At 64.7% G+C, this 22,053-nt stretch carries 23 protein-coding genes; 3 read left to right on the top strand and 20 right to left on the bottom strand.

From position 1 onward, the window contains the following. The first annotated feature begins 414 nt into the window (after positions 1-414). The gene (locus PVW49_RS22705; protein ID WP_274591658.1) at positions 415-1,137 is read left to right on the top strand and encodes a hypothetical protein; all 723 of its coding nucleotides are present in this window, start codon (positions 415-417) and stop codon (positions 1,135-1,137) included. 354 nt (positions 1,138-1,491) lie between these two features. On the opposite strand, the gene PVW49_RS22700 is transcribed toward PVW49_RS22705, so the two are convergent. The 14 genes from PVW49_RS22700 to PVW49_RS22635 form a co-directional block, all read right to left on the bottom strand. After that, positions 1,492-1,908 (bottom strand): GFA family protein, encoded by a 417-nt coding sequence (locus tag PVW49_RS22700; protein ID WP_274591657.1) that lies wholly within the window; start codon positions 1,906-1,908, stop codon positions 1,492-1,494. A 284-nt stretch (positions 1,909-2,192) separates the two neighbouring features. Further along, complete coding sequence (locus PVW49_RS22695; protein WP_274591656.1) at positions 2,193-3,161, bottom strand: tyrosine-type recombinase/integrase; 969 nt, start codon at positions 3,159-3,161, stop codon at positions 2,193-2,195. Positions 3,162-3,323: 162 nt separating this feature from the next. Beyond that, on the bottom strand, positions 3,324-4,118 hold the full coding sequence (locus PVW49_RS22690; protein WP_274562065.1) for an ABC transporter ATP-binding protein: 795 nt from the start codon (positions 4,116-4,118) through the stop codon (positions 3,324-3,326). Positions 4,119-4,120: 2 nt separating this feature from the next. Further along, positions 4,121-5,137 (bottom strand): FecCD family ABC transporter permease, encoded by a 1,017-nt coding sequence (locus PVW49_RS22685; protein WP_274591655.1) that lies wholly within the window; start codon positions 5,135-5,137, stop codon positions 4,121-4,123. Further along, complete coding sequence (locus PVW49_RS22680) at positions 5,130-6,173, bottom strand: FecCD family ABC transporter permease (RefSeq protein ID WP_211568866.1); 1,044 nt, start codon at positions 6,171-6,173, stop codon at positions 5,130-5,132. Before PVW49_RS22680 ends, PVW49_RS22685 begins: the two co-directional genes overlap by 8 nt. Next, positions 6,170-7,081 (bottom strand): ABC transporter substrate-binding protein, encoded by a 912-nt coding sequence (locus tag PVW49_RS22675; RefSeq protein WP_074836616.1) that lies wholly within the window; start codon positions 7,079-7,081, stop codon positions 6,170-6,172. The genes PVW49_RS22680 and PVW49_RS22675 overlap by 4 nt, the downstream gene beginning before the upstream one ends. Before the next feature lie 141 nt (positions 7,082-7,222). After that, a complete protein-coding gene (locus tag PVW49_RS22670) occupies positions 7,223-8,122 on the bottom strand; it encodes an ABC transporter permease (RefSeq protein WP_083416017.1) in 900 nt (299 codons plus the stop codon). Continuing rightward, the gene (locus tag PVW49_RS22665; RefSeq protein ID WP_274591654.1) at positions 8,119-9,054 is read right to left on the bottom strand and encodes an ABC transporter permease; all 936 of its coding nucleotides are present in this window, start codon (positions 9,052-9,054) and stop codon (positions 8,119-8,121) included. Before PVW49_RS22665 ends, PVW49_RS22670 begins: the two co-directional genes overlap by 4 nt. Next, entirely contained in the window at positions 9,051-9,788 is a 738-nt protein-coding gene (locus PVW49_RS22660; protein ID WP_274591653.1) for a glycerophosphodiester phosphodiesterase, read from the bottom strand. Before PVW49_RS22660 ends, PVW49_RS22665 begins: the two co-directional genes overlap by 4 nt. Continuing rightward, positions 9,785-10,624: an ATP-binding cassette domain-containing protein gene (locus PVW49_RS22655; RefSeq protein ID WP_074836559.1), complete on the bottom strand. Its 840-nt coding sequence runs from the start codon at positions 10,622-10,624 to the stop codon at positions 9,785-9,787. Before PVW49_RS22655 ends, PVW49_RS22660 begins: the two co-directional genes overlap by 4 nt. Then, entirely contained in the window at positions 10,621-10,971 is a 351-nt protein-coding gene (locus tag PVW49_RS22650) for an oligopeptide/dipeptide ABC transporter ATP-binding protein (protein ID WP_274591652.1), read from the bottom strand. Before PVW49_RS22650 ends, PVW49_RS22655 begins: the two co-directional genes overlap by 4 nt. Further along, positions 10,968-11,657, bottom strand: a complete 690-nt coding sequence (locus PVW49_RS22645; RefSeq protein ID WP_274591651.1) for an ATP-binding cassette domain-containing protein — start codon at positions 11,655-11,657, stop codon at positions 10,968-10,970. The genes PVW49_RS22650 and PVW49_RS22645 overlap by 4 nt, the downstream gene beginning before the upstream one ends. Then, positions 11,654-13,210, bottom strand: a complete 1,557-nt coding sequence (locus tag PVW49_RS22640) for an ABC transporter substrate-binding protein (RefSeq protein WP_217623482.1) — start codon at positions 13,208-13,210, stop codon at positions 11,654-11,656. The genes PVW49_RS22645 and PVW49_RS22640 overlap by 4 nt, the downstream gene beginning before the upstream one ends. A gap of 148 nt (positions 13,211-13,358) precedes the next feature. After that, positions 13,359-14,249 (bottom strand): LysR family transcriptional regulator, encoded by an 891-nt coding sequence (locus tag PVW49_RS22635; RefSeq protein WP_274591650.1) that lies wholly within the window; start codon positions 14,247-14,249, stop codon positions 13,359-13,361. A 104-nt stretch (positions 14,250-14,353) separates the two neighbouring features. Between PVW49_RS22635 and PVW49_RS22630 the strand changes: the two genes are divergently transcribed. Continuing rightward, on the top strand, positions 14,354-14,851 hold the full coding sequence (locus tag PVW49_RS22630) for a lactoylglutathione lyase family protein (protein WP_274591649.1): 498 nt from the start codon (positions 14,354-14,356) through the stop codon (positions 14,849-14,851). Between the two features lie 68 nt (positions 14,852-14,919). Here the strand turns inward: PVW49_RS22630 and PVW49_RS22625 are convergent, their stop codons facing one another. From PVW49_RS22625 to PVW49_RS22600, 6 genes are read right to left on the bottom strand one after another with little or no spacing between them, the layout of a single operon-like run. Continuing rightward, positions 14,920-15,321, bottom strand: coding sequence for a RidA family protein (locus PVW49_RS22625; protein ID WP_048528896.1), 402 nt, complete (start codon positions 15,319-15,321; stop codon positions 14,920-14,922). Between the two features lie 52 nt (positions 15,322-15,373). Next, positions 15,374-16,429: a D-TA family PLP-dependent enzyme gene (locus PVW49_RS22620; protein WP_274591648.1), complete on the bottom strand. Its 1,056-nt coding sequence runs from the start codon at positions 16,427-16,429 to the stop codon at positions 15,374-15,376. After that, entirely contained in the window at positions 16,426-17,892 is a 1,467-nt protein-coding gene (locus tag PVW49_RS22615; protein WP_074836554.1) for a M81 family metallopeptidase, read from the bottom strand. Before PVW49_RS22615 ends, PVW49_RS22620 begins: the two co-directional genes overlap by 4 nt. 60 nt (positions 17,893-17,952) lie before the next feature. Then, complete coding sequence (locus PVW49_RS22610) at positions 17,953-18,990, bottom strand: TRAP transporter substrate-binding protein (RefSeq protein WP_074836553.1); 1,038 nt, start codon at positions 18,988-18,990, stop codon at positions 17,953-17,955. A gap of 27 nt (positions 18,991-19,017) precedes the next feature. Beyond that, positions 19,018-20,304, bottom strand: coding sequence for a TRAP transporter large permease (locus PVW49_RS22605; RefSeq protein ID WP_074836552.1), 1,287 nt, complete (start codon positions 20,302-20,304; stop codon positions 19,018-19,020). Beyond that, on the bottom strand, positions 20,301-20,765 hold the full coding sequence (locus tag PVW49_RS22600; RefSeq protein WP_274591647.1) for a TRAP transporter small permease: 465 nt from the start codon (positions 20,763-20,765) through the stop codon (positions 20,301-20,303). The genes PVW49_RS22605 and PVW49_RS22600 overlap by 4 nt, the downstream gene beginning before the upstream one ends. A 217-nt stretch (positions 20,766-20,982) precedes the next feature. Between PVW49_RS22600 and PVW49_RS22595 the strand changes: the two genes are divergently transcribed. Further along, the gene (locus PVW49_RS22595; protein WP_274591646.1) at positions 20,983-21,921 is read left to right on the top strand and encodes a MurR/RpiR family transcriptional regulator; all 939 of its coding nucleotides are present in this window, start codon (positions 20,983-20,985) and stop codon (positions 21,919-21,921) included. The last annotated feature ends 132 nt before the right edge of the window (positions 21,922-22,053 follow it).

The following is a 22,053-nucleotide window of genomic DNA, read 5'->3' as shown; positions in this document are numbered from 1 at the left end:
ATCGTAGCTTATGTCAGTGTCCGAATTTCGGGGGGTAGCTCACTAATCCTGATCTCTCAAATAACCAACCTTTCATTCGGCTCGCCATTCTGTCGCAACAACATGGAGCCTACGGGTAGGAAAGCGGCCTTTGGGAGCGATCGCAGTGAAAGTCCGCTCCCCCGCTGATCTGCTGGGAGACGAGGCACCGACTCAGGTCGAGCACCGTGTCTGCTCTGGGCTGGGAGCGGCTATCCTTCGGCTGGCGCGAATAATCCAGGAGGTGGGCGGCCTGCCGCGCCGCCGCAGGTCGGCTTAGAGCCCATGTGATTGCTGCGCCCTGAACGAATGTCGGCTATGAACTACAAATCAGGCGCGTGGCTTCAACTTTACAGGTTCATTGGCCGTATGTGTCGCACGAAGGGAGCGGAAAAGATGCTGAATCAAGCAATACTTAGCGATTTCATGAATTCATTCTTGGGTTATGGCGATTTTGATGCAGACACTTGGTTCATTGGAATGGAAGAAGGTGGCGGCGATAGTCTAAAAGATATTGAGACTCGCATTGGCACTTGGGCCAACCGTGGAAAATGTGTCCTTGAAGATTGTGCAGAGTATCATCATGCGATGGGGGCGGGTCAATTGTTCACTCCACCGGTGCGCCGCGCACAACCCACATGGGATTGGCTTATGCGGGCGCAAATGATGTCTGAAGGGAAACCGTATGACGCCGGTGCATCAAAAGCGATGCAAGGTGAGCGATGGTTACGTCGTGGGTCAAGGACTTGTGGGATTGAATTGTTGCCTCTCCCGTCACCCAGCATAGACGTTTGGCACTACAACCAGTTCTCAAACGATCCAATTCTACATGACCGGGCCAGCTATAGCGCGGCAATGCTCCCAACTCGAAAAGCCAAGATCAGAAATGCTATTGAAGAGCACAAGCCTCGCAACGTTGTATTTTACAGCAAAAAGTATATGGCTCATTGGCAAGACATAGTGGGCGTGGGTTTTGATCATCTAGGCGGCTTAGCTTTTGCCAAGCCGCGCGATACCTCCTTCTTCTGCACTATGCATCCGACAGCGCAGATAAAAGGTGCAGGCAAAAAGAAAGCATATTGGGAAGACATCGGTGCACGGTTAGCTGATGCTGAGTAGTATTTTTTTGGTGCCCGAAAACCTCACTCTGAGACAAGAAAGTCTGCCGAACCGTTTGCCAAAGCAGCTTTTGGCGCAGCCGCAGCGAAATGGTGCTTGGTCCGCATAGCAGTGGGTCGCCAGCACCAGGATACTGCCGCCCGGTTGATCGGTAGCTTCGGGCTGGCACCGCCCTTTCGCCGCATTCGTCACGAGTGACCGGTCTGTGCCGTCTTTGTCTATGACATCCGCCCCGAATTCGCTGGATACTGCGCTGCATCCGAGGTCGGCAAGGAGCCCGAAGTGCCGGATGCTGCGCCCTGCGCGAATGTCAGCTTACGACTGATCCCGACAAAAACAGCGACATTTGCAAAGTCAGGTGGGCATTCCATCTGATTTCGGGAGGTGGGGGTCCATCTTATCCCACGGCTGTGCGCTATTGACGTAAATGTCACGGCTTGGCGCATACCAGCTCGGATCATCAAGACTACCCGCGAACAGGATCATAGCCCCTTCACTTACCTTGTTGATAAGGAACAGCGGTGAACCACAGTCAGAACAGAAGCCGCGAAGCATCGCATGGCCGCGATCCGCTCGGCGCTCGAACCACTTTGGTTCCCCTTTTTCGAGTTTGAAATCAGCCTGTTTCACCAAGACAGCCGGGAAATATGCACTTCCAGTGGCCTGCTGGCAATCACGGCAATGGCAATTCCCCATGTAGCGGGGAACACCTTCGGACCTGTATCGGATTGCGCCGCACGCGCAGCCACCGGTGAAATATTCTGGCAACATGCACATTCCTCCCAAGTGAATTTTAGGAAGGCGAACTGATTTCGCAACACCCATAAGGCCCTGCGTGGCTGTATCGGGAGAGCGGCCTTTGGAAGATTGGCAGTCAAGGGCAGGATTGTCCCGCGATCTGTGAGTTCGATCATCGCCAGATTTTGCGGGCGCAGCGAACGGCTGGTTTGGCGGGCTGCGCCGCAGCATTGGTCATCTTGGATCAATGACTGGATCGGGCCGAAGCTGCTCCGAGTGGGGTCGAGTCTGTCATCTACTCACAACCTGCTTCGCTTTTACTCGAGCAAGTCGATTACATCCTTAACACTGAGATGCGTGTATCGTTGAACGCTTCTTGTGTCTCGATGCCCACTTACCATCATGATTTGAGCTTGGTTGAATCCTCGGCGGGCAACCTCAGTGATCCTTGTGTGCCGCATTTGGTGCATGCGGACATGATCGGGCAACCCAGTCTTCTGCCTAGCCCTTCTGATAGCAGTAGAGATGCTGTGTGGAGCAACCGGGTACAAGCGGGCTGTATCCGTCCTGCTTCGCTTCAAGGCCTCGCTCAGAAGCTCTACGGCCCTGGTGGTTAACGGCACTACCCTGTCGCCTGTCTTGCCATCTTCAACTGCCAACAACCGTTCATCCAAACGGAGGTGGCGAGGAATCAATTTCGTGATCTCGGCCCGCCTCATGGCCGTTTCATACGCTAGCTCAACTATCTCCGCCATCAGCGGGTTCAATGCCGTCATCAAGCAATCCAACTCATTCCGTTCGACGATCCGAGACCTGGGTTTTGACGCCGGCGGAAGCGCTATGTTGCCTGCAGGAGAGTTGATTGGGTCTTCACCGAAGAGCATCTCTCGTTCAGCCCAGCGGAAGAGTTTGTTGATCGTCTGAATTTCCTCACGAACGGTCGGGCCGCTGACATCAGACAAACGCTTGGTCTTGTATTTGTTCACATCCGAACGAGTGATACGAAGGAAAGGTTGAGGAAAGTGTTTGGCGATGCGCTCGATGCGCCCCAGCATCAAGTGCCGAGAGGGCTTCCCCTTCAACTGTGTGTCGCAGTAGCGGCGACCGATGCTCAGAAGGGTGGGTTCGGTCAGCCGGGCTTTTCTGCTAGTCGTTGGAGAGTCCTGCAGCGCGACCCATGCTCTTGCAGCTTCCATGGTATCGAACGACTTTGACTTGTGCGGTTGCGCAGCTTTGCGGATCTGCACGTTTACCTTGCCGGATTTAAGCTTTCTGAACGATGCCATGTGAATTGACTCCATATTGTATTAGTAAGTCAATTCAATATGTTAGGTTCGTAATGATGGGGTCGTAGGTTCGAGTCCTATCACCGGCACCATTCTCCAAGCACCTCAAGGGACCTCGAGGCAGACCGCCGCCGTCTGACGGCCCGGGTCCGGCCGAAGGGGTCAGCCGGCGGCCGCCAAGGCACCGGAACGGGGCCGGCAGGGATAGGGCACCGGGGTGCCGCTGACCGGATCGGGGTGGATTTCGACCGCGATCTCGTAGACCTCGGCGACAAGTTCGGCCGTCACCACCTCGGCCGGGGCGCCCTGGGCCACGATCGCACCATCCTTCATGACCACCAGGTGATCGGCATACCGGGCCGCCTGGGCGATGTCATGCAGCACCGCGACACAGGTGCGGCCCTCGGCGGCGAGGCTCCGGATCAGCGTGAGCACCTGCACCTGGTGCTGGATGTCGAGCCAGTTGGTCGGCTCGTCGAAGAGCATCGCCGGGGTGTCCTGGGCCAGCAGCATGGCGAGAAAGGCGCGCTGGCGCTGGCCGCCCGAGAGGCTGGCCACCGGCGCCTGCGCCAGATGCGCCAGATCCATGCGGTGCAGCGCCCGGGCGACATGGGCGCGGTCTGTGTCGCTGGCGATGCCCAGCAGGCTTTGATGCGGCGCACGGCCATAGCCGGCCAGATCGGCGACGCTGATCCCGGCCGGAGCGATGTTTTCCTGCGGCAGGAGCGCAATCCGCCGGGCGAGGTCTTTCTGGCTCAGCCCGGCGGCCGCGCGCCCGCCGATCCGCACCGCGCCGGAGAGCGGCGCAAGCTGGCGCGAGATCATCCGCAACAGGGTGGATTTCCCGCAGCCGTTGGGGCCGATGAGAGCGGAAAACCGGCCCTCGGCAAAAGTGAGCGTGGTCGGCGCCAGCCGAAACGACTTGTAGCCCGCGACCGCGTTCTCGAGGTCGATCATGCCTATATCCTCCGGTCTTCGGCGATCAGCAGCCAGATGAAAAACGCCGCCCCCATCAGCGCGGTGAGAATGCCGGCCGAGATCTCGAGCGGCGGGCGGATGGCGCGGCCCAGGGTATCGGCACCCACGGTCAGCACGGCGCCGAACAGCGCGGCGGTGGGCAGCATGATCCGGTGCCGGCCACCGACAAGCCGGGTGGCGACATGCGGCGCCATCAGCCCGACAAAGCCGAGCACGCCGACCACGCTGACGGCTACCGAAGCCAGGATCACCGCCGCCAGCAGCGCCAGCGTCCGCTCCAGCCCGACCCGCACACCGAGACCGGCGGCGCGACGCGGCCCCAACGCCTGAAGATCGAGACGGAAGGCCAGGATCAGGGCAGCGGTCGCCAGCGTCAGCAGCACCGGCGCGACGCTGGCCAGATGGGTCCAGCCCCGGCCCCAGAGACTGCCGGTCAGCCAGATCAGCGGCGCCGAGGATTCCGGCCCGGTGTTGGCCACCAGAAGCGCATCGACCCCGGCGTCCAGCGTCAGCCCGACGGCAAGCCCGACAAGCGTCAGCTGCCGGGGGTCGATATCGCCGCGCTGGGCGCACCACCAGACCAGCGCCCCGGCCATCAGCCCGCCCAGCGCCGCCGGGACCGGCAGCAGCGAATGTGGCAGCGCCGGGATGTAGAAGGCGGTGACCAGCACGGCAAAGGCCGCGCCAGAGTTGATTCCGACGATCTTGGGGCTGGCCAGCGGATTGCGCATCAAGGCCTGGATCAACGCCCCCGAGAGCGCCAGAGCGCCGCCGGCCAATGCCGCCAGCAGGGCGCGCGGCAGGCGCGATTGCAGCACGATGAAATCCTGCCGGGGCCCGTCGCGGCCCAGCAGGCTGTTGACCACGGTCTCGATCTCGAGCGGTATGGCGCCGGCAAAGAGACCGGCGAACATCAGCACCGGCAAGAGCGCGCCAAGCAGCGCCAGCGTGACCGGACCGCGCAAGTCGGGGAACTCGGGGCGCCGGGCGTCAGACATGGGCGGTGCCCGACCGGCGCAGAACCGACACCAGCAGCCAGGGCGCGCCCAGCATCGCCACGACGATGCCGACGGGGGCTTCCTCGGCCTGCGGCAAGAGCTTGGACAGCGCATCGGCCCAGATGGTGAGCGTGGCACCGATCAACACCACGACCGGCAGCAGCCGGCGGTGATCGGCGCCGCACAGCCAGCGCGCGATATGCGGCGCCACCAGACCGACAAAGGCAATCGGCCCGGCCACCGAAATCGACACCCCGGTCAACAGCGCGGCCAGCACGGTGCCCTGCACCAGGGTCGCCCGCGGATCGAAGCCCAGCCCGTGGCTGGCGGCATGGCCCATGGCCATCAGGTTCAACCGATGCGCCATGAGATAGGCCAGCCCCAGCCCCGGCACTGCAAAGGCCAGCAGCCGCAGCGCCGCATCGATCCGCAGGTCGGCGATGTCGCCGACCGTCCAGCGCACCACTTCTCGGGCGATGTCATCCTCCAGCGTGTAGCCCAGCCGCACCGCGGAAAAGCCGATGGCGCCGACCGCGACGCCGCCGAGGATCAACCGCATCGAGTCGATCCGCCCCGAGACCAGACCGGCAATCGCGAAGGTCAGGCAGGCCGCCGCCAGTCCGAAGACCGACGCCAGGAGCCAGCCCGGCACCACCGCCAGCGCCGGAACGGTGAGCCCCAGGACGATGCCCAGCGCCGCGCCCTGGTTGATCCCCAGGATCGCCGGCGAGGCCAGCGGATTGCGCGTCACCGCCTGCAACAGAAGGCCCGCCACCCCGAGATTGATCCCGAGACCTGCCGCGGCCAGCGTCCGCGGCAGGCGAATGTCGCGCATCGTCTGTTCCGCCGGGCTGGCGGCCTCCCCGGCAAAGAGCCCGGCCAGCTGCGCCAGCCCCACATCGTCGCGGCCGCCGGTCAACAGCGAGGCCAGCGCCCCCGCGGCGAGGACGCAGGTCAGGACCGCCCCGCGCATCCCGCCCCGGGAGAGGCGGATACGCGACGGGCGACCGGTGCGGCTGAACGTCAGGTCGGTCACTTCAGCGTGGCGGCAATGTCGCGGATGTCAGCCGCGATCTCTTCGGCGGTCAGCATGCCACGGGCACGCGACCACAGGTCAGACGACACATTGAACAACCGGCCACGCTCGACCGCGTCGATCTGCTGCCACAGGCTGTCGGCGTTCCAGTCCTGATCGAGGGTGCGGCCATCGCCACTCTTGCCGAGAATGAGCAGCCCCGGATCAAGCGCCGAAAGCTGTTCCAGCGTGGTCTTCTGGTACAGCTCGCCATAGCTGTCGGAGCCGGTCAGCGGCATGGCCGGGGCAAAGCCGAAGCTGGCCAGCAGACTGCCGACATAGGATTTCGGGCTGTGCAGCCAGAGGCCATTGGCGTTGATCACCCCAAACTGCGCGTCATCGCCCTGCGTCTGCTCCGAGACGTCGGCCCGCAGCGCATCCATGCGGGCGCCGTGGCCGGCCTGGAAAGCGTCCATTTCCTCGGCCCGGCCAAGCGCGGTGCCGATCTCATCGGCGACGGCCAGCATGTCCTCGTAATCGCCGGTAAGACTGTCATAGACGACGGTCGGCGCGATCTGGCCGAGAGTCTCGTAGACCGCTGCATGGCGCGACTTGTCGGCAATGATCAGATCCGGCTGAAGCGAGGCGATGATCTCGAGGTTCGGCGTCTTGCGGGTGCCGACGCTGGTCCAGTCGTCGCCGATCCGCTCTGACCAGACCGGCTGGACCCGGTCGCGCTGATCGTCATCGGCGATGCCCACCGGCGCAAGGTTCAGCGCCGCGAGCGCGTCGATAAAGGAAAACTCCAGCACGACAATGCGCTCGGGGCTGTCAGGCACGTCAGTGGTGCCAAGCTCATGGGTCACGTCACGCGCCTGGGCCGCGCCGGCGGCCAGGGCAAGCGCAAGGAAAACAGTGGGGAATTTCATGAAATCTGCCTGCGGTTCGAGGGGTGGAGACATCCGCCTCCTTAATTCCGATTTATTTAGTCGGATATTGCGCCCCGGTCAAACCGTTTCGCTCAGGAATTCCGGCCACCCCAGGCCGGAACGCCTGTCAGATGCTGCCTTTCAGTGGTCGGCCCGCTTCAATGTCGGGTCGAGCCGGTCGCGCAACCAATCGCCCGCCAGACTGATCGACAGGGTGGTGAGAAAGATCACGACCCCCGCCGGCACGCCGATCCACCACGCGGTGGCGAGATAGCTGCGCCCCTCGCCCAGCGCGAGGCCGAGGCTGGTCTGCGGCGGCTGGATGCCCAGCCCGAGAAAGCTCAACGAGGTCTCGAGCAGGATGAGATCGGGGAAATTCAGCGTCACCTGCACGATCAGCACCGACAGGATATTGGGCAGGATGTGACGCAGATAAATCCTGACCGGCGGCACGCCGAGGGTGCGGATGGCAAAGGCATAGCTCTGACTGTTGGCTTGAAGCACGAGGCCACGGGTGATCCGGGCATAGGTTTCCCAGCCGTGCAGGCCGATGATCAGGATGAACAGCTCGATCGAATTGCCAAAGAAGGCCAGGATCGCCAGCACGATGATCAGAAATGGCATGGCGGCCTGAAGATCGACCAGGGTCATGATCGTCTCTTCCACCCAGCCGCGGAAATGCGCCGCGAGGATGCCGATCAGCGTGCCGACGCTGGCACCGATCAGCGACCCGGCCAGCGCGATGATCACGCTCATCCTTGTGCCATGCAGCAGCCGGCTCAGCACGTCGCGGCCGAGATTGTCGGTGCCCAGGAGATAGGCCGGGTCGCCGCCGGCAAAGGCCGGCGGCATTAGACGCGACAGCAGGCTTTGTTCGGTATGAGAATACGGGGCCAGAAGATCGGCAAAGATCGCCACAAAGACAATCACCGCCAGCCAGACCAGCGACAAGATCACCAGCGGGCCGGGCGCAGAGGCATTCCGGGCCCGCGAACCCCGCCAACGGCGGCGCTGCGGGAGCGAGAGGTCGGGTGCGGTCATGTCGCCTCCTTTCCGGCGCCGGCGATGCGCGGATCGAGCCAGCGATAGGCCACGTCGACCGCGAAATTGGCCACCACCATGGTCAGCGCCACCAGGATCACGATGGTCTGGACGACCGCCAGATCGCGCTGCCCCACGGCCGTCACCAGCAATTGCCCGATGCCGGGCCAGGCAAAGACCGTTTCGACCACCACGGTGCCGGAGATCAGCCCGCCCATGCGCAACCCCAGAACGGTGACCACCGGGATCGCCGCATTGGGCACCGCGTCGCGCAGCACCCGGCTGGCGACCGGCACGCCCTTGGCGCGGGCGGTTTTCATGTAGGGCTGGTTCAGCACTTCGAGCATCGACGACCGGGTGAAACGGGCAATCGCCCCGGCGCCACCCACCCCCAGCGTGATGGCCGGCATCACCAGATGCGCGGCGCTGCCCATGCCGGCGCTTGGCAGGATGCGCCAGGTCATGGCAAACAGCAGGATCATCAGGATGCCGAGAAAGAAGCTCGGCATCGAATGACCAAAGATCGAGAAACTGATGACCGCCTGATCGACAAGGCTGCCCCGGCGCAGCGCCGCGACGATCCCCGCCACCAGGCCGATCAGGGTCGAGACCACAAAGCTTGTCAGCCCCAGCAGAAGGGTCGCCGGAATCCGGCTCAGCACCGTGTCGAGCGCCGGCTGCCGGTCGCGGAAGGAATAGCCGAAATCGCCCTGCATCAGCCCCTGAAGATAGCGCAGGTATTGTTCCGGCAGCGGCCGGTCGAGCCCATAGAGCTGGCGGTAATGGTCGATCACATCGGGCGGCGTGTCATCGGGCAGCATCAGCCGCAGCGGGTCGCCCGCCAGACGCAGGATCACAAAGACAAAGGTCACCGCGAGAAACAGCGTCAGCAGGCCGCGCAGCAGCTTGAGGGTGAGAAATCCGGGGCTCATTCCTGCGGCTCCGCGTATCGTGTCAGTACCGCGCGGCAGGCGGCCGGGTCGTTCACCAGAAAGCCCGTGGCGCCCAGGTCGCGCAATTGCCTCAGGCTGGCATCGGCGTGATCGCCGGCCCTGCGACCGTCACAGCCGCCGGTGGTGATCCAGACCGGCCGGTGGGCGGCGATATGGGCCGCCAGGCTGCGGGGATCGGCGAGCGCCGGGCCTTCCCAGAGACGCAGGATGGTGCCGCCCTCGACGAAAAAGGCCTCGGCTTCCGACATGTCGCGCAGCAGGCCCAGCACATCGCCGTGCCAGCCCAACGCCCGCAGGCGCCGCAGGCTCTCGACCCGGTGCAGCCCGAAAGTCAGGTTCCCGCGCCCGCTGGCCAATGCGGCCTCGACCAGCAGCGCCAGCGCCACGGGGCGTTCGTCCTTGACGTCGAACAGGATCGGCTGGCGCGGCGGCACGGTGGCGAACAGTTGCGACAGCGGCGGCGCGGCGGGGGCGTCTTCGGCACTGTGGCGTTGCAGCTCGGCAAAGGGCGTCTCGGCGATCACATCGGGGCTGCCTGCGATGCGGGCAAGATCGGCGTCATGGCAGATGACAATGCGGTGGTCGGCGCTCATGCGGACGTCGGCCTCGATCATCGCGGCACCGGCGGCAATGGCGGCCTGCCAGGCGGCGGGGGCGTTTTCGCGGTGCTGGGCCGAGGCGCCGCGATGGGCAATCAACAGGGGCTGGCTCATGTCAGGGCTCTTTCCTGGCGGCGCTGCTGCGCCGTGTCGCGCGCCCGCCGGGCGGCGGGTGTGGCGGCGGGCACGGCGGCAAGCAACGCGCGGGTGTAGGGATGGCGCGGCGTGGCAAAGACGCGATCGGCCTCACCTTCCTCGACCAGCTTGCCATGGCGCATCACGGCAATCCGGTCAGAGATGTGGCGCACGACGCCGAGGTCGTGCGAGATGAACAGGTAGCTCATGCCGAACCGGGCGCGCAGGTCGGTCAGCAGGTTGATGATCTGGGCCTGAACCGAGACATCCAGCGCGCTGACCGCCTCGTCACAGATCACCAGCCGCGGCCGGAGCGACAGGGCGCGGGCGATCACCGCGCGCTGTTGCTGCCCGCCGGACAGCTGGTGGACAAAGCGGTCGCCCAGACCGCCCAGACCGGTCAGCTCCAGATATTCCGCCACCTTGTCGCGCCGGTCGCGGCGGCCGGCGATGGCATGAGTGGCCATCGCCTCTTCGATCTGAGCGGCAACCGACATCCGGGGATCGAGCGCGCGCGACGGGTTCTGCCAGATCATCTGCACCTGCGCGCGCTCGCGGCGCCAGGCGGCAGAGCCGATCCTCGGCCCCGGCTGACCATCGATCAGCACCTCGCCTGCGGTGGGGCTTTCGATCCGGGCGGCGATCCGGCCCAGCGTCGACTTGCCGGAGCCGCTTTCACCGACGATGCCCAGAACCTCGCCCGGGGCGAGGCTGAGGCTGACGTCATCCACCGCACGCACTGCGGCGACCCGGCGCCAGAGACCCCCGCCATAGACCCGCGTGATCCCGCGCAGGCTCAGACCGGCGCCGCTCATCGCGCGGGCCCGATCGAGTGGCAGGCCACCGCCTGCGCCGCCCCGACGCCCAGCAACGCGGGCCGGTTGGCACAGACCGCTTCGGCCTTCGGGCAGCGCGGCGCAAAGGCGCAGCCGGCGGGCCGTGCCGATGGCGGCGGCACCACGCCTTCGATCGCGGCCAGCCGCCCGGCGCTGGGTGTGGCCACATGCAGGCGACAGGCCATCAGGCCGCGGGTATAGGGATGGCGCGGCGCCTCGAACAGCGCATCGGCGGTGGCGACCTCGACAATCCGGCCGGAATACATCACCGCAACCCGGTCAGCGATTTCGGCCACGACGCCAAGATCATGGGTGACAAAGATCATTGCCGCGCCGGTCTCGACCTGGAGCTGGCACAGCAGGTCGAGACCGGCGCCTGGGTGGTGACATCCAGCGCCGTTGTCGCCTCGTCGGCAACGATCAGCTTCGGGCGGCAGGCCAGCGCCATGGCGATCATCACCCGCTGGTTCATCCCGCCCGAAAGCTCATGCGGATAGGCACGTAGCCGGGCGCGCGGATCGGGAATGCCGACCATGTCGAACAACGCGGCGGCGCGGGCACGGGCGGCGTGGCAGGTCAGGCCCTCGTGCAGCACGAGCACTTCGGCCACCTGGTCACCGACCCGGCGCACCGGGTTCAGAGCCGCCGTGGCATCCTGAAAGATCATCGAGATATCGCGACCGCGCAGCGCCTGAAGCTGGGTCTCGGTCAGGGCCGAGATCTCCTGCCCGGCAAAATGCACCCGCCCCGACGTGCACCGCACCGGCGCCGACAGCAGCCCCATGGCTGCCAGACAGGTCAGCGATTTGCCGCAGCCGCTTTCGCCGACAAGGCACAGGGTTTCCCCGGGCGCGAGCGAAAGATCGACATCCATCACCAGATCGACGCGATCGGTGCCGACGCTCACCCCCTCGAGACGCAGAAGCGGCTCGGGCCCGACGGCGGGGCCGGTCGGGCCCGAGGACGTCCGCCGGCGGGTGCCGGCGAACGAGATATCATCGACCAGCGTCACTGCGAGACAGCCATGTCTTCGAAGTTGTCGTTGCGCAGATCGAGGTAGAAGTGGGAATAAGGTTGCCACTTCAGGCTCTTGCGCACGCCATAGGTTTCCAGCGGCTGATAGAGGATGGTGCCGGGCGCCTCGTCTTCCCAAATATCGAGCATCTGGTGAAAGACCTCCTTGCGCGCGGCCGGCTCGGGCGTCTTGTCCAGCGTTTCACCCAGAGCGTTGAACGCCGCCGGCGCCCATTCCTTGTTGCGCTGCGTGCTCTGATGCGGGCCCCAGAGGTTCCACAACCCGCCGGCCGGATCGGGGAAACGGGTGGTGTTGGACCAGGTGCGCACCATCAGCGTGTCTTCCGGTCCGCCGCGCGTGTCCTCGACAAGGTTCAGCTTGCCGTTGAGACCCACGGCTTTCCACATCTCGATGATCGCCTGCGCGGCGGGCACGGTGTTGACGTAGTAATTGGGGTTGGTGTTGTAGTGGATCGGTGCCCCGTCATAGCCGGCCTCGGCCAGAAGCGCGCGCGCCCGCTCCGGGTCATAGACCAGGCCGTCGCGGCTCGGGTCGAACAGCGCACCGTATTCCGGGTATTGGTGCGACAGCGGCACAACCGTCTTGCCGGCCCAGAGCGCCTTGACCAGCAGCTCGCGGTCGATCGCCAGGTTCATCGCCTGGCGAATGCGCTTGTCAGCCAGCGTCGGGTGTTCGGTATTGTAGACCAGCACGTGCGAGTTCGACAGGACAACCGACCGGGCCTCGACCGTGTCGTAAGCGTTGATCTGGCCGATCTGATCCGGGCCGATGGTGGTGACGATGTCGAAATCGCCGGCCACAAGCCCGGCAATCCGCGCCGCTTCCTCCGGCACTTTCACAAAGGTCACCGAGGCGGCCTTGGGCGTGCCGCCGAAGTAATCGTCGAAGGCCACCAGACGGATCGACTGATCGGCCTTGTAGTCGTCGAGCATGAAGGGGCCGGTGCCGACCGGAAACTGCGGATAGCTGTCACCGGCGTTGGCCTGCCAGTCCTTCTTGTTCACCACCCAGGCGGTCCAGGAGGCGAGCCGTTGTTCAAAGATCGGATCGGCGACTTTCAGGGAAAAGGTCACTTGCAGCGGGCCGGTGGCATCGACACTCTCGATATTGCCGAAATAGCCGCGGCCGTTGGCCATGATCGATTCCGGGCCCGACAGCCGCTCGGCGGAAAAGGTAAAGGCCACGTCTTCGGCGGTCAGGGTTTCGCCGTTGTGGAATTTCACGCCGGCGCGCAGATCGAGCACCAGGGTGCGCGGATCGGTCCAGGCCCAGCTTTCGGCCAGCGCCGGTGTCAACTCAGCGCCGGAGCCATCCTCGGCCGAAAGGAAATCCCGGCGAATGACCGTGTCGAAGATGTCATAGGTGATGCGCGTGCCGATGTTGGACAGCTCCTTGGCGGGCTCCAGCGTCGGCGGCAGGTCGGGAACGGCGACGACGATATCGGGCCGGCTTTCGGCCTTGGCCGCGGACATGCCGAAGGTGGCGGCCAGTCCGATGCTGGCCGCTGCGAGGGCGGACAATAGTTTCAAGTGCTTGCTCCAGGTGAGATGCAGGATGAGCACCGCAATATGCCCGCTTTGGTGACGCCGGCACTACGGTTGCATGACACTTGCGTGAAGGCATGCGGCAGCCGTCAGAGCAGCCGGCCGGCAGGGCATCGGCCCGGCTACGGACCGGTCACTTCAACTGGCCGGCCGACGTCACGATCAAGTCACGGGCATGTTTCAGACGCGCCGGGAGCGGGCGGCCGCGCCGGGCGGCCAGCCAGAGCGCGTGCCAGCGCCGTTGCGGCAGCGGCACCACCCGGAGACGGTCCTTGCGCGCAAAGGCCTCGATCCCGCTGCGCGGCAAGAGCGCATAGCCGATGCCCTCGGCCACCGGAGCGGGGATCTGGCCGATCTGGTTCACATAGGCGCGGGTCCGCATCCGGTCGGCGCCGGGATAGGCGCCGGGAAAGTTCAGGTTCAGAAGATCGTCGGCATAGGCATAGCCGTCGGGATGCGCGACAAAGCCACGCGCGTCGAGATCGGCGAAGCCGGGCACCCGGTCCGGCGCATCCGCCGGCAGCACAAGGCACAGCTCTTCGCGTCCGAGATGGCGGGCCTCGAGTCGGGCATGACCGGGATCGGCGCCGAGCACGCCAAGATCGATACGCCCGTCGAGCAGACCCGCCAGAATATCCGCCTGTGGCGCCGCCTGAAGGTGGATCGCCAGATCGGGCGCGGCGCGCATCCACGGCAGCAGGACCGGATAGAGCAGCATCGCAAAACTGCCGGAACAGGCGATGCGCACCTCGCCGGCATCCCGGTCGTCGGTCTCGAGCGCAGCGCGCAGGTGTTTCTCTTCGTTGCGCCGCGCACGGCCAAGCGCAAACACCGCCTCGCCGGCGGCGATGAGGGTAAAGCTCTTGCCCTCACGCGCAATCAGGCTCTGGCCCAGTTGCGCCTCGAGTTTGCGCAGATGCTGCGAGACGCCCGGCTGGGTCATGTTCAGCCGTTCCGCCGCGCGGGTGAAATGCTCGGTCTCGCAAAGCGTGGTGAAGGTGTCGAGCCAGGTGGCGTTCAGCATGAGAGGGCAAACGTTTTGTTATGATTTCCATTCAAACTGATAATTTCACATGCGGGCACCGGCTGTCTACTTCAGGCTCATCGCAACCGGATTGGAGTAATCGAATGTCACCGACCCCCCGCAGCTTTTCCCACATCGGCCTGTCGGTTCCCGACCTCGAGGCCGCCGTGAAGTTCTATTCCGAGGTTCTGGGCTTCTATGTCGTGATGCAGCCGTCCGAGGCCATCGAAGACGACAGCGCCATCGGCACCATGTGCACCGATGTCTTTGGCCCCGGCTGGGGCTCGCTCAGGATCGCACATCTTGCCACCGCCGACGGCATCGGCATCGAGATCTTCGAGTTCCCCGGCAATTACGCCCCCGACGAAAACCTCGAACACCGGCGCCACGGCACCTTTCATTTCGCGATCCAGGACCCGGATGTCGAAGGCCTGCTGGAGCGGATCGTCGCCGCCGGTGGCCGTCAGCGCATGCCGGTCCGGGAGTATTTCCCCGGCAAGAAGCCCTATCGCATGGTCTATGTCGAAGACCCGTTCGGCATTGTCTTCGAGCTTTACAGCCACAGCTACGAGCTCACCTATTCCGCCGGCGCCTATGAATGACTGCCAGCCCGGACCCCGCCGCAGCGGCTTTTCCGGCGCGGCGGGGCAGGTTTGTCGCGGGGTCGGGCTTATCCGGGTTGAACCGGCTTGAAGGCGATCACGTCGATTTCGACCTTGGCATCGACCATCAGCGGCGATTGCACCGTCGAACGGGCCGGCGGATGATCGATGAAGTGCTTTTCGAACACCGCGTTGAAGGACGAGAAATCCCGGGCGTCGTCCAGCCAGCAATTGACCTTGATCACATCCTCGAGCCCGCATTCGGCCAGGGCCAGAACCTGCTTGATATTGGCCACGACCTGCTCGGTCTGGGCGACGATGCCGCCGGTGACGACCTCGCCATCGACGGTCGGCACCTGTCCCGAGACATAGACGAAATCCCCGGCCCTCACGGCCTTGGAAAAGGGGCGTTTCTGGCCGCCGGCCTGGGCGTCGGCGCCGTCGAACCGGATAAGGTGCGGGTGTGTCATGAAAGCATACCTGTTTGTGTGATCGTTTCGAAAAAGAGACGCGGCCGGCGCGTCACCAGACCTGGCCCCGCGCCGCCACCGGCGCCGGGCCTTCATGATGCTCGCCGCGGACCAGCTCGACCCGGTCCAGCATGTTGGTGACGACGCAGGCGTGATTGGGCACGATCCGCACCCGGTCGCCGACCGCGAGGCCGATGGTCGCGGCGCTGAGCGTGCCATGCTCTTCCGACAGCGCGGCAACCGTGATGTCGGGACGGCCCAGCACATGGCCAAAACCCTCAAGCCCCAGCAGATCGGAGGTCAGCACCTTGGACCCCGCGTCGATGATTGCCCGATCCGGCGCCGGAACCGAAACCACCGTGGCCAGTACCGCCAGCGCACAATCAGCCCAGTCGCAAAGCCCGCGCGCCTGCAAGGAGCGGTCGTTGTAGATGTAGGTGCCGATCCGGTATTCGGTGGCGGCGGGCACCTCTTGCGCCTGCCACATGCCCGGCGTGCCGCCGTTCGACACCACCTCGACGGTCAGGCCGCGCGCCTCGCAGAGCGTTCTTGCGCGGGTCAGCCAGTCCTGCACCTCGGCCTCGCGCCCGACCGGTGGATAGGTCATCAGCCCGCCAAAGCGCAGGCCGGGCAGGTCCGCAATTGCCGCCGCCAGCTCGGCCGCCGCCTCGGGCGTCTGCACGCCGCAGCGCCCTGCCCCGGTGTCGCATTCGACCAGCACCGGCAGCGGCGCGTCGGCATCGCAAAACGCCGCTGAAAGTCCCTCCGCGACTTGCGCATTGTCGCAGACCACAGAGAGCCGCACCCGGTCGGCCAGCTTGCGCAGCCGCGCAAGCTTTTCCGCGCCAAGGATATTGTAGGTCAGCAGCACATCCTCGACGCCGCCTTCGGCTATCATCGCCTCGGCTTCCGAGATCTTCTGACAAGTGATGCCAATGGCGCCGGCGGCGATCTGACGTTGGGCGAGGCGCGGCAGCTTGTGGGTTTTGATATGCGGGCGCAGCCGCAGGCCATGGCGATCGCAATGGGCCTGAAAGCGGTCGATGTTGGCCTCGGCGATATCGAGGTCGACCAGGACGGCGGGGGTGTCGATTTCTGGGAACGTCATTGCGCCTCCAATTCATGCGGGTTGTCGACGATCGGCCAGAGCGGCCGGGTCAGGCGGGTATAGGCGTTTTTGCGCGGGTCGTTCGGGTACGGCCCGTCCACCGCGGCATAGAGGATCTCGGCCGCTATCGGAGCAAAGGCGCCATGGAAATGGTTGGTCGACTTGACCACCAGGATCTTGCGGGCGGCGGTGTCGATGCCGAGGTTGCTGAACAGATCCGGCGAAAAGGCCTGCGCCCGGTTCGAGTTCAGCACGACCTCGATCCCCTGTACCTCGATCACCGCGCAATCGCCGAGCGGCACGACCGAGGTGCCGAAGCTCTGGACCGCATCCTTCTGCACGCGCTTGACGAGAACCTCGGCATCCACCGGATCGCCCGCCACCGAGGAGGTCTTGCCGCCAAAGCGCAGCGCCAGCCGGGCGCCCTCGCCCGCCGCATGGCAAAGCCGCACCGCCATCGGATCCCAGATCGTGCCAAAGGCTGCATCGGTCAGCCCCAGCGCCATCGCCTCGCGCAGCAGAATGGTGCTGTCGCCCGGCACGCCGCCGCCGGGATTGTCCCAGACGTCGGCGATCACCACCGGCCCTTCGGGCGCGGCGGCGGCGCGTTGCAGTGCCTCGCGGGCGGTCAGGAAATCGGGCCGGGCCGCACCGCGAAAGGAAAAGAGTTCCATCCCCAGATCACGCGCCAGCCGGTCGGCGGCGGCCGGGTCATTGTCGGTGATGACGATGAGCTTTGCGCCCAGATCGGGCGAGTCGCCCGCCATGAATCCATGGATCACCGAAACCGACAGCGCCGCGCCGGAGGCCTCGAGCGCCTGCATCCGGTCGACGAAACCGCGCATCGGATCGCGGCTGGTGGGCAGGATATCCATCAGCCGCACGTCAAACACCGCCATCGCGGGGGCAATCTCGCCCCGCGCGGCGCGCAGGGTCAGATCGACACAGGCCTCGCCGGTTTCGACGAAATCGGTGTGCGGGAACTCCTTGAAAACAGTGACGATATCCGCGTTGTCCGTGCGTTTGGCGCTAAGGTGGCTATGCGGGTCGAAACTGACGCCGATGGTGACATCAGGCCCGACGACCTCGCGCATGCTTTCGATCAGCACGCCCTCGCAATCGACGCAGTTTTCGGCGATCATCGCGCCGTGCAGCCCCAGTACCACCGCCTCGACAGGAAGCGCGGCGCGCAGCTGCGCCAGCACCTCTTCGCGCAACCGGTCCCATGTCGGCGCATTCACGATGCCGCCCGGCTCGGCCCAGGTCGCGGTGCCCTCGATCAGCTCGATCTCGCCGGCGGCTTCTCGCCGGCGCAGCGCCGGAAAGACCGCGCTGCACAGGGTCGGCGTCTCTGGATGCGCCCCCGGCGGAGCATAGAAGCTCTGGGCGAAATCGGTGAAGTCGGCCCGCAGCGGCGAGAAGGTATTGCATTCCGTTGCGACGGAGGCACAGAAAACACGCATATTGGGAAACCTATCTGCTTGGGGCCGGCGGCAGAGCGCCCCCGGCCCGCATTGTCGGGATCAGTCGAGGTAGGTGTTGCCGTTGGCGGCAGAGACCTCGGTCTTCAGAAGCTCGAGCAATTCGCCCGCCTTGGCGTCCAGATTCTCGGCGACATGGGTCTCGAACACCGGCTGGGTCGCATCGGCCATGGCCTTGCGCTGCTCGGCGGTCAGGGCGGTCACCTCGATCTGGTCCATCAACCCGGCAAGACCACGATCCGAGGCTTCGATGATCCGGCTGATGCCACGGCTGGCGGTGACGCAGTTCTCGGCCGCGTGGTGCAGCACGGTCCGCTCCTGATCGGTCAGATCTTCATAGAACGCCCGGTTAATCATGAAGGTATAGGGCGAAAACAGGTGGTTGGTGAGCGTCATGTATTCCTGCACCTCGGCGAAGTTCGCGAACGAGATGATCGGCACCGGGTTCATCTGGCCGTCGATCACGCCGGTTTGCAGCCCGGAATAGACCTCGCCCCAGGCCAGAGGATAGGCCTCGGCGCCGAGCGCCTGCATGATCTTCTGGTGCGACGGCAGGGTCATGGTGCGCACCCGCACGCCCTCGAAATCCGCCAGGTCGGCAATCGGCCGCTTGGAGTTGGTGACGGCAAAGAACCCGCCGGTATCCGGGAACCCCAGGACCACCACGTCGCCCAGCGTCTCTTCGATATCCGCCGCCAGCGCCGTGCCGAAGGCACCATCGAAGACTTCGTACGTCGAGCTGTTGTCGGCAAAGGCAAAGGGCAGGTTCAGCACGTCGATGCGCGGGTAATAGCTGGCCAACGCCCCGGTCGAGGTCAGCGTCGCCTGCAAGATGCCGTCGCGCACCTGCTGCACGTGTTCGGCGGCGGTGCCGAGTTGGTTCGAGCCAAAGACCTCGACGTCGACGCTGCCGTTGGTGCCGGCCTCGAGAATGTTCGAGAAGACGGCAGTACAGGCATGCGCCGGGTTCTCGAAGGGGTCGGCCTTGTTGTCATGGCCGAACTTGATTGTGCCACCGGCAAAGGCCGACGAGGCGGTCATCATGCCGGCAAGCGCGGCACAGGTTGCGAGATGTTTCATTATTATCCTCCAGTTGTCATGAAACGGTTATTGGGCAAATCCCAGCAGGCGCGGCAGCCAGAGCGCTGCGTCCTCCCAGAAGGCGAAGATGAAGAGCACCGCGACCTCGGCTATCAGGAAGGGGAAGAGCTTGAGCGAGATCCGCTCGAGCTTTTCGCCCGTCACCGAGGACAGCACAAAGAGACAGGCGCCCACCGGCGGCGTCATCAGCGATATGTTGAGCGCCAGCACGAAGATGATCCCGGCATGGATCGGCTCGAGCCCGACATTCTCGGTCAGCGGCACCAGCACCGGCGCGAGGATGATCAGGATGGCGGTGATGTCCATCACCATGCCCACGACAAGTAGCAGGCCGATGATGATGGCGATCACGATATAGCGGTTGTCCGACAGGCTCAGCACGCCCTCGGCGATCATCTGCGGGATGCGCTCGAAGCTCATCCACCAGCCAAGGATGCCGGCGAAGGCGATGATGACGAAGATCACCCCGGTGATCCGCGCGGTGCGCACCAGCATGCCGTAGAAGCTGCGGAAGGTCAGCGTGCGATAGACGAAGATGCCGATGAAGAGCGCATAGGCCACGGCGATCGAAGCCGCCTCGGTGGGTGTCACCACGCCGCCCAGGATGCCGCCGAGGATGATGACGGGCATCGCCAGCGCCGTCAGCGACGACACGAAGGTCTGCCAGACCTCGCGCAGCGTGGCGCCGCGCAGCGCCTTGGGCAGGTTCTCGCGGTTGCCGCCGATGGCGATCACCGACATGCAGACCAAGCAAATCACCAGCCCCGGCAGGACGCCCGCGGCGAACAGCCCGGCAATCGACACGCCCATCAGCGAGCCATAGACCACCATCAGCCCCGAGGGCGGAATCGTCGGCCCGATGATCGAGCCGGCGGCGGTAACGGCACAGGCATAATCGCGCTTGTAGCCCTCCTTGACCATTGCCGGCACCAGCGTGCGGCCAAAGGCGGCGGCATCGGCGGTGGCCGAGCCGGTCAGCCCGGCGAAGAACACCGAGGCCAGCATGTTGGTATGCGCCAGCCCGCCGCGGAACCGGCCCACCAGAACGCGGGCCAGCTTGACCAGCCGGTCGGTGATGCCGGTGTCGTTCATCACCTCACCCGCGAGGATAAAGAACGGCATGGCGAGAAAGGGAAAGATGTTGAGCCCGTTAAAGATCTTGGACGGGCCGATGGCGAGAAACTGGGTTCCGCCCATATCGATCAACCCGACGACACCTGCCAGGCCGATGGCAAAGCCGATCGGCATGCCAAACAGGATCAGAAAGACAAATGCTGCCAGCGCCCAGATCATACCGCGTCCTCCTCGAAGGTGGGTTCGCTGTGGGCGCCAAGATCGCGCAGAAGCACCAGCGCCATCTGAAGCGAGGCAATCGCCGCCGCCACCGGGATCGCCGCGAAATAGGGGCGCAAGCTGGTGCCAAAGATCATCGCCTGCCGGCTGGCGCCGCCATTGGCAAAGGGAATGCCGTACCAGAGCACGTAGAGAAAAAGCGCCAGCGCCAGCAAATCCATCGCGATCAGGCTGGCCCGACGCAGCACCTTGGGAAGCAGGTCGACAAAGGCCGTCAGCCCGATATGTTCGCGCCCGGCAATGCCGCAGGACACCGCCAGCATCGCCGCCCAGATCATCAGATAACGGGCAAATTCCTCGGGCCAGGGAAGCTGCCAGTGGAAATAGTAGCGATCGGCGACGCCCAGCCAGACGTCGAACACAAGCGCCAGCATGAGGCCCGCCACAATGGCCTCGACCACGGCGTTAATCCGCGCACTGACCTTTCCAGCCCAGGATTTCACAACGACCCCTCCCCGAATCCAGCTTGTAACTCAGGTACAGTTCTGCCGAAGCATCCGGGAAAAATCAAGCAATTTTGTCATTAAAGTACATATCTGGGCGGAAATCCCTGTCATCTATGTACTTTATTGTCATCCATATGTATCTAAGGTACGCAAACGGATGAAACGGTGACCCATGCCAAGCGATCGATCAGACCTGTCGTCCTCGTCGGAACTGCCGGTGCGCGGCCGCGCCAGGGTGGCCGATGTCATCTCGGAATTGCGCAAGCACGACGGCAATTTTGCCGCCCGGGAACAGAAGGTGGCGGATTTCGTCAAAGCCAATCTGAACACGGTCTCGGACATGACCATTGCCAAGGTTGCCGAAGCCGCCGATGTCAGCACGCCGACGGTGATCCGGTTTTGCCGGACGCTTGGCTGCGACGGATTTCGCGAGTTCAAGCTGCGCCTGGCCCAGAACCTGGCGGTGAGCCAACAATATCTTCAGCCCGCCATCGCCGCCGGCGACGACGGCCTGTCCGGCACCGCGCTCGACCGTGTGCTCGGCGCGCTTTATGCCACCCTCTCGGCCGCCCAGAGCCAGGTGGATCCGCAGCAGATCGCCGCGGCCGGCACGCTTCTGGCACACGCCCGGCAGGTGGTGTCGGCCGGCATCGGCGGCGGCTCCTCGATGCTTGCCACCGAGGCCGCCAACCGGCTTTTTCGCCTCGGCATCCCCAGCGCGTCGGTCAATGACAGCTACGTTTTGCAGATGCGGGCCGCGACCCTGGGCCCCGGTGACGTGATGCTGCTGTTTTCTTCCAGCGGTGAGGCCGACGCCGTGGTCGGCGCCGCCCGCGTGGCGCGCAGCTACGGCGCCGCCACCCTCGGCATCTCCCGGGCCGGCTCTCGCCTGGCCGACGCCTGCGAAACCGCAATCGGCCTCGACCTGCCGGAAGACAGCGACATCTTCAAACCGACGCCGTCGCGCTTTGCCTATCTGGCCATTCTCGACGCGCTGGCGCTGTCCGTGGCGCATGAAAACGCCGACAAGACCCGCGAGAACCTGCGCCGCATCCGCGCCTCGCTTACCGCCTACCACGGCCGGACCGACCCGCAACCTCTGGGCGACTAACGCCGTTGCCGGCACCGCGACCGCCACCAGCGGAGCCTGGCGCCGGTCTCGCGCGAGACCGAAACTTGCGGTGGCGGCAGTTCGCTTTACCGTAACCGCCCGATTTGAACCGCCTGCTCGTATGTCCCGGTG

The sequence above is a fragment of the Marinovum sp. PR37 genome, from assembly GCF_028807375.1.
In the GTDB taxonomy this organism is placed as follows: domain Bacteria; phylum Pseudomonadota; class Alphaproteobacteria; order Rhodobacterales; family Rhodobacteraceae; genus Marinovum; species Marinovum algicola.
This window is presented reverse-complemented; position numbering and strand designations above follow the sequence as displayed.

What these genes read in the sequence shown, in the direction of transcription:
- PVW49_RS22705 (WP_274591658.1), top strand. Translation starts at nt 415, where the DNA reads ATGCTGAATCAAGCAATACTTAGCGATTTCATGAATTCATTCTTGGGT.
- PVW49_RS22700 (WP_274591657.1), bottom strand. Translation starts at nt 1,908, where the DNA reads ATGTTGCCAGAATATTTCACCGGTGGCTGCGCGTGCGGCGCAATCCGA.
- PVW49_RS22695 (WP_274591656.1), bottom strand. Translation starts at nt 3,161, where the DNA reads ATGGCATCGTTCAGAAAGCTTAAATCCGGCAAGGTAAACGTGCAGATC.
- PVW49_RS22690 (WP_274562065.1), bottom strand. Translation starts at nt 4,118, where the DNA reads ATGATCGACCTCGAGAACGCGGTCGCGGGCTACAAGTCGTTTCGGCTG.
- PVW49_RS22685 (WP_274591655.1), bottom strand. Translation starts at nt 5,137, where the DNA reads ATGTCTGACGCCCGGCGCCCCGAGTTCCCCGACTTGCGCGGTCCGGTC.
- PVW49_RS22675 (WP_074836616.1), bottom strand. Translation starts at nt 7,081, where the DNA reads ATGAAATTCCCCACTGTTTTCCTTGCGCTTGCCCTGGCCGCCGGCGCG.
- PVW49_RS22670 (WP_083416017.1), bottom strand. Translation starts at nt 8,122, where the DNA reads ATGACCGCACCCGACCTCTCGCTCCCGCAGCGCCGCCGTTGGCGGGGT.
- PVW49_RS22665 (WP_274591654.1), bottom strand. Translation starts at nt 9,054, where the DNA reads ATGAGCCCCGGATTTCTCACCCTCAAGCTGCTGCGCGGCCTGCTGACG.
- PVW49_RS22660 (WP_274591653.1), bottom strand. Translation starts at nt 9,788, where the DNA reads ATGAGCCAGCCCCTGTTGATTGCCCATCGCGGCGCCTCGGCCCAGCAC.
- PVW49_RS22655 (WP_074836559.1), bottom strand. Translation starts at nt 10,624, where the DNA reads ATGAGCGGCGCCGGTCTGAGCCTGCGCGGGATCACGCGGGTCTATGGC.
- PVW49_RS22650 (WP_274591652.1), bottom strand. Translation starts at nt 10,971, where the DNA reads ATGATCTTTGTCACCCATGATCTTGGCGTCGTGGCCGAAATCGCTGAC.
- PVW49_RS22635 (WP_274591650.1), bottom strand. Translation starts at nt 14,249, where the DNA reads ATGCTGAACGCCACCTGGCTCGACACCTTCACCACGCTTTGCGAGACC.
- PVW49_RS22630 (WP_274591649.1), top strand. Translation starts at nt 14,354, where the DNA reads ATGTCACCGACCCCCCGCAGCTTTTCCCACATCGGCCTGTCGGTTCCC.
- PVW49_RS22625 (WP_048528896.1), bottom strand. Translation starts at nt 15,321, where the DNA reads ATGACACACCCGCACCTTATCCGGTTCGACGGCGCCGACGCCCAGGCC.
- PVW49_RS22620 (WP_274591648.1), bottom strand. Translation starts at nt 16,429, where the DNA reads ATGACGTTCCCAGAAATCGACACCCCCGCCGTCCTGGTCGACCTCGAT.
- PVW49_RS22615 (WP_074836554.1), bottom strand. Translation starts at nt 17,892, where the DNA reads ATGCGTGTTTTCTGTGCCTCCGTCGCAACGGAATGCAATACCTTCTCG.
- PVW49_RS22610 (WP_074836553.1), bottom strand. Translation starts at nt 18,990, where the DNA reads ATGAAACATCTCGCAACCTGTGCCGCGCTTGCCGGCATGATGACCGCC.
- PVW49_RS22605 (WP_074836552.1), bottom strand. Translation starts at nt 20,304, where the DNA reads ATGATCTGGGCGCTGGCAGCATTTGTCTTTCTGATCCTGTTTGGCATG.
- PVW49_RS22595 (WP_274591646.1), top strand. Translation starts at nt 20,983, where the DNA reads ATGCCAAGCGATCGATCAGACCTGTCGTCCTCGTCGGAACTGCCGGTG.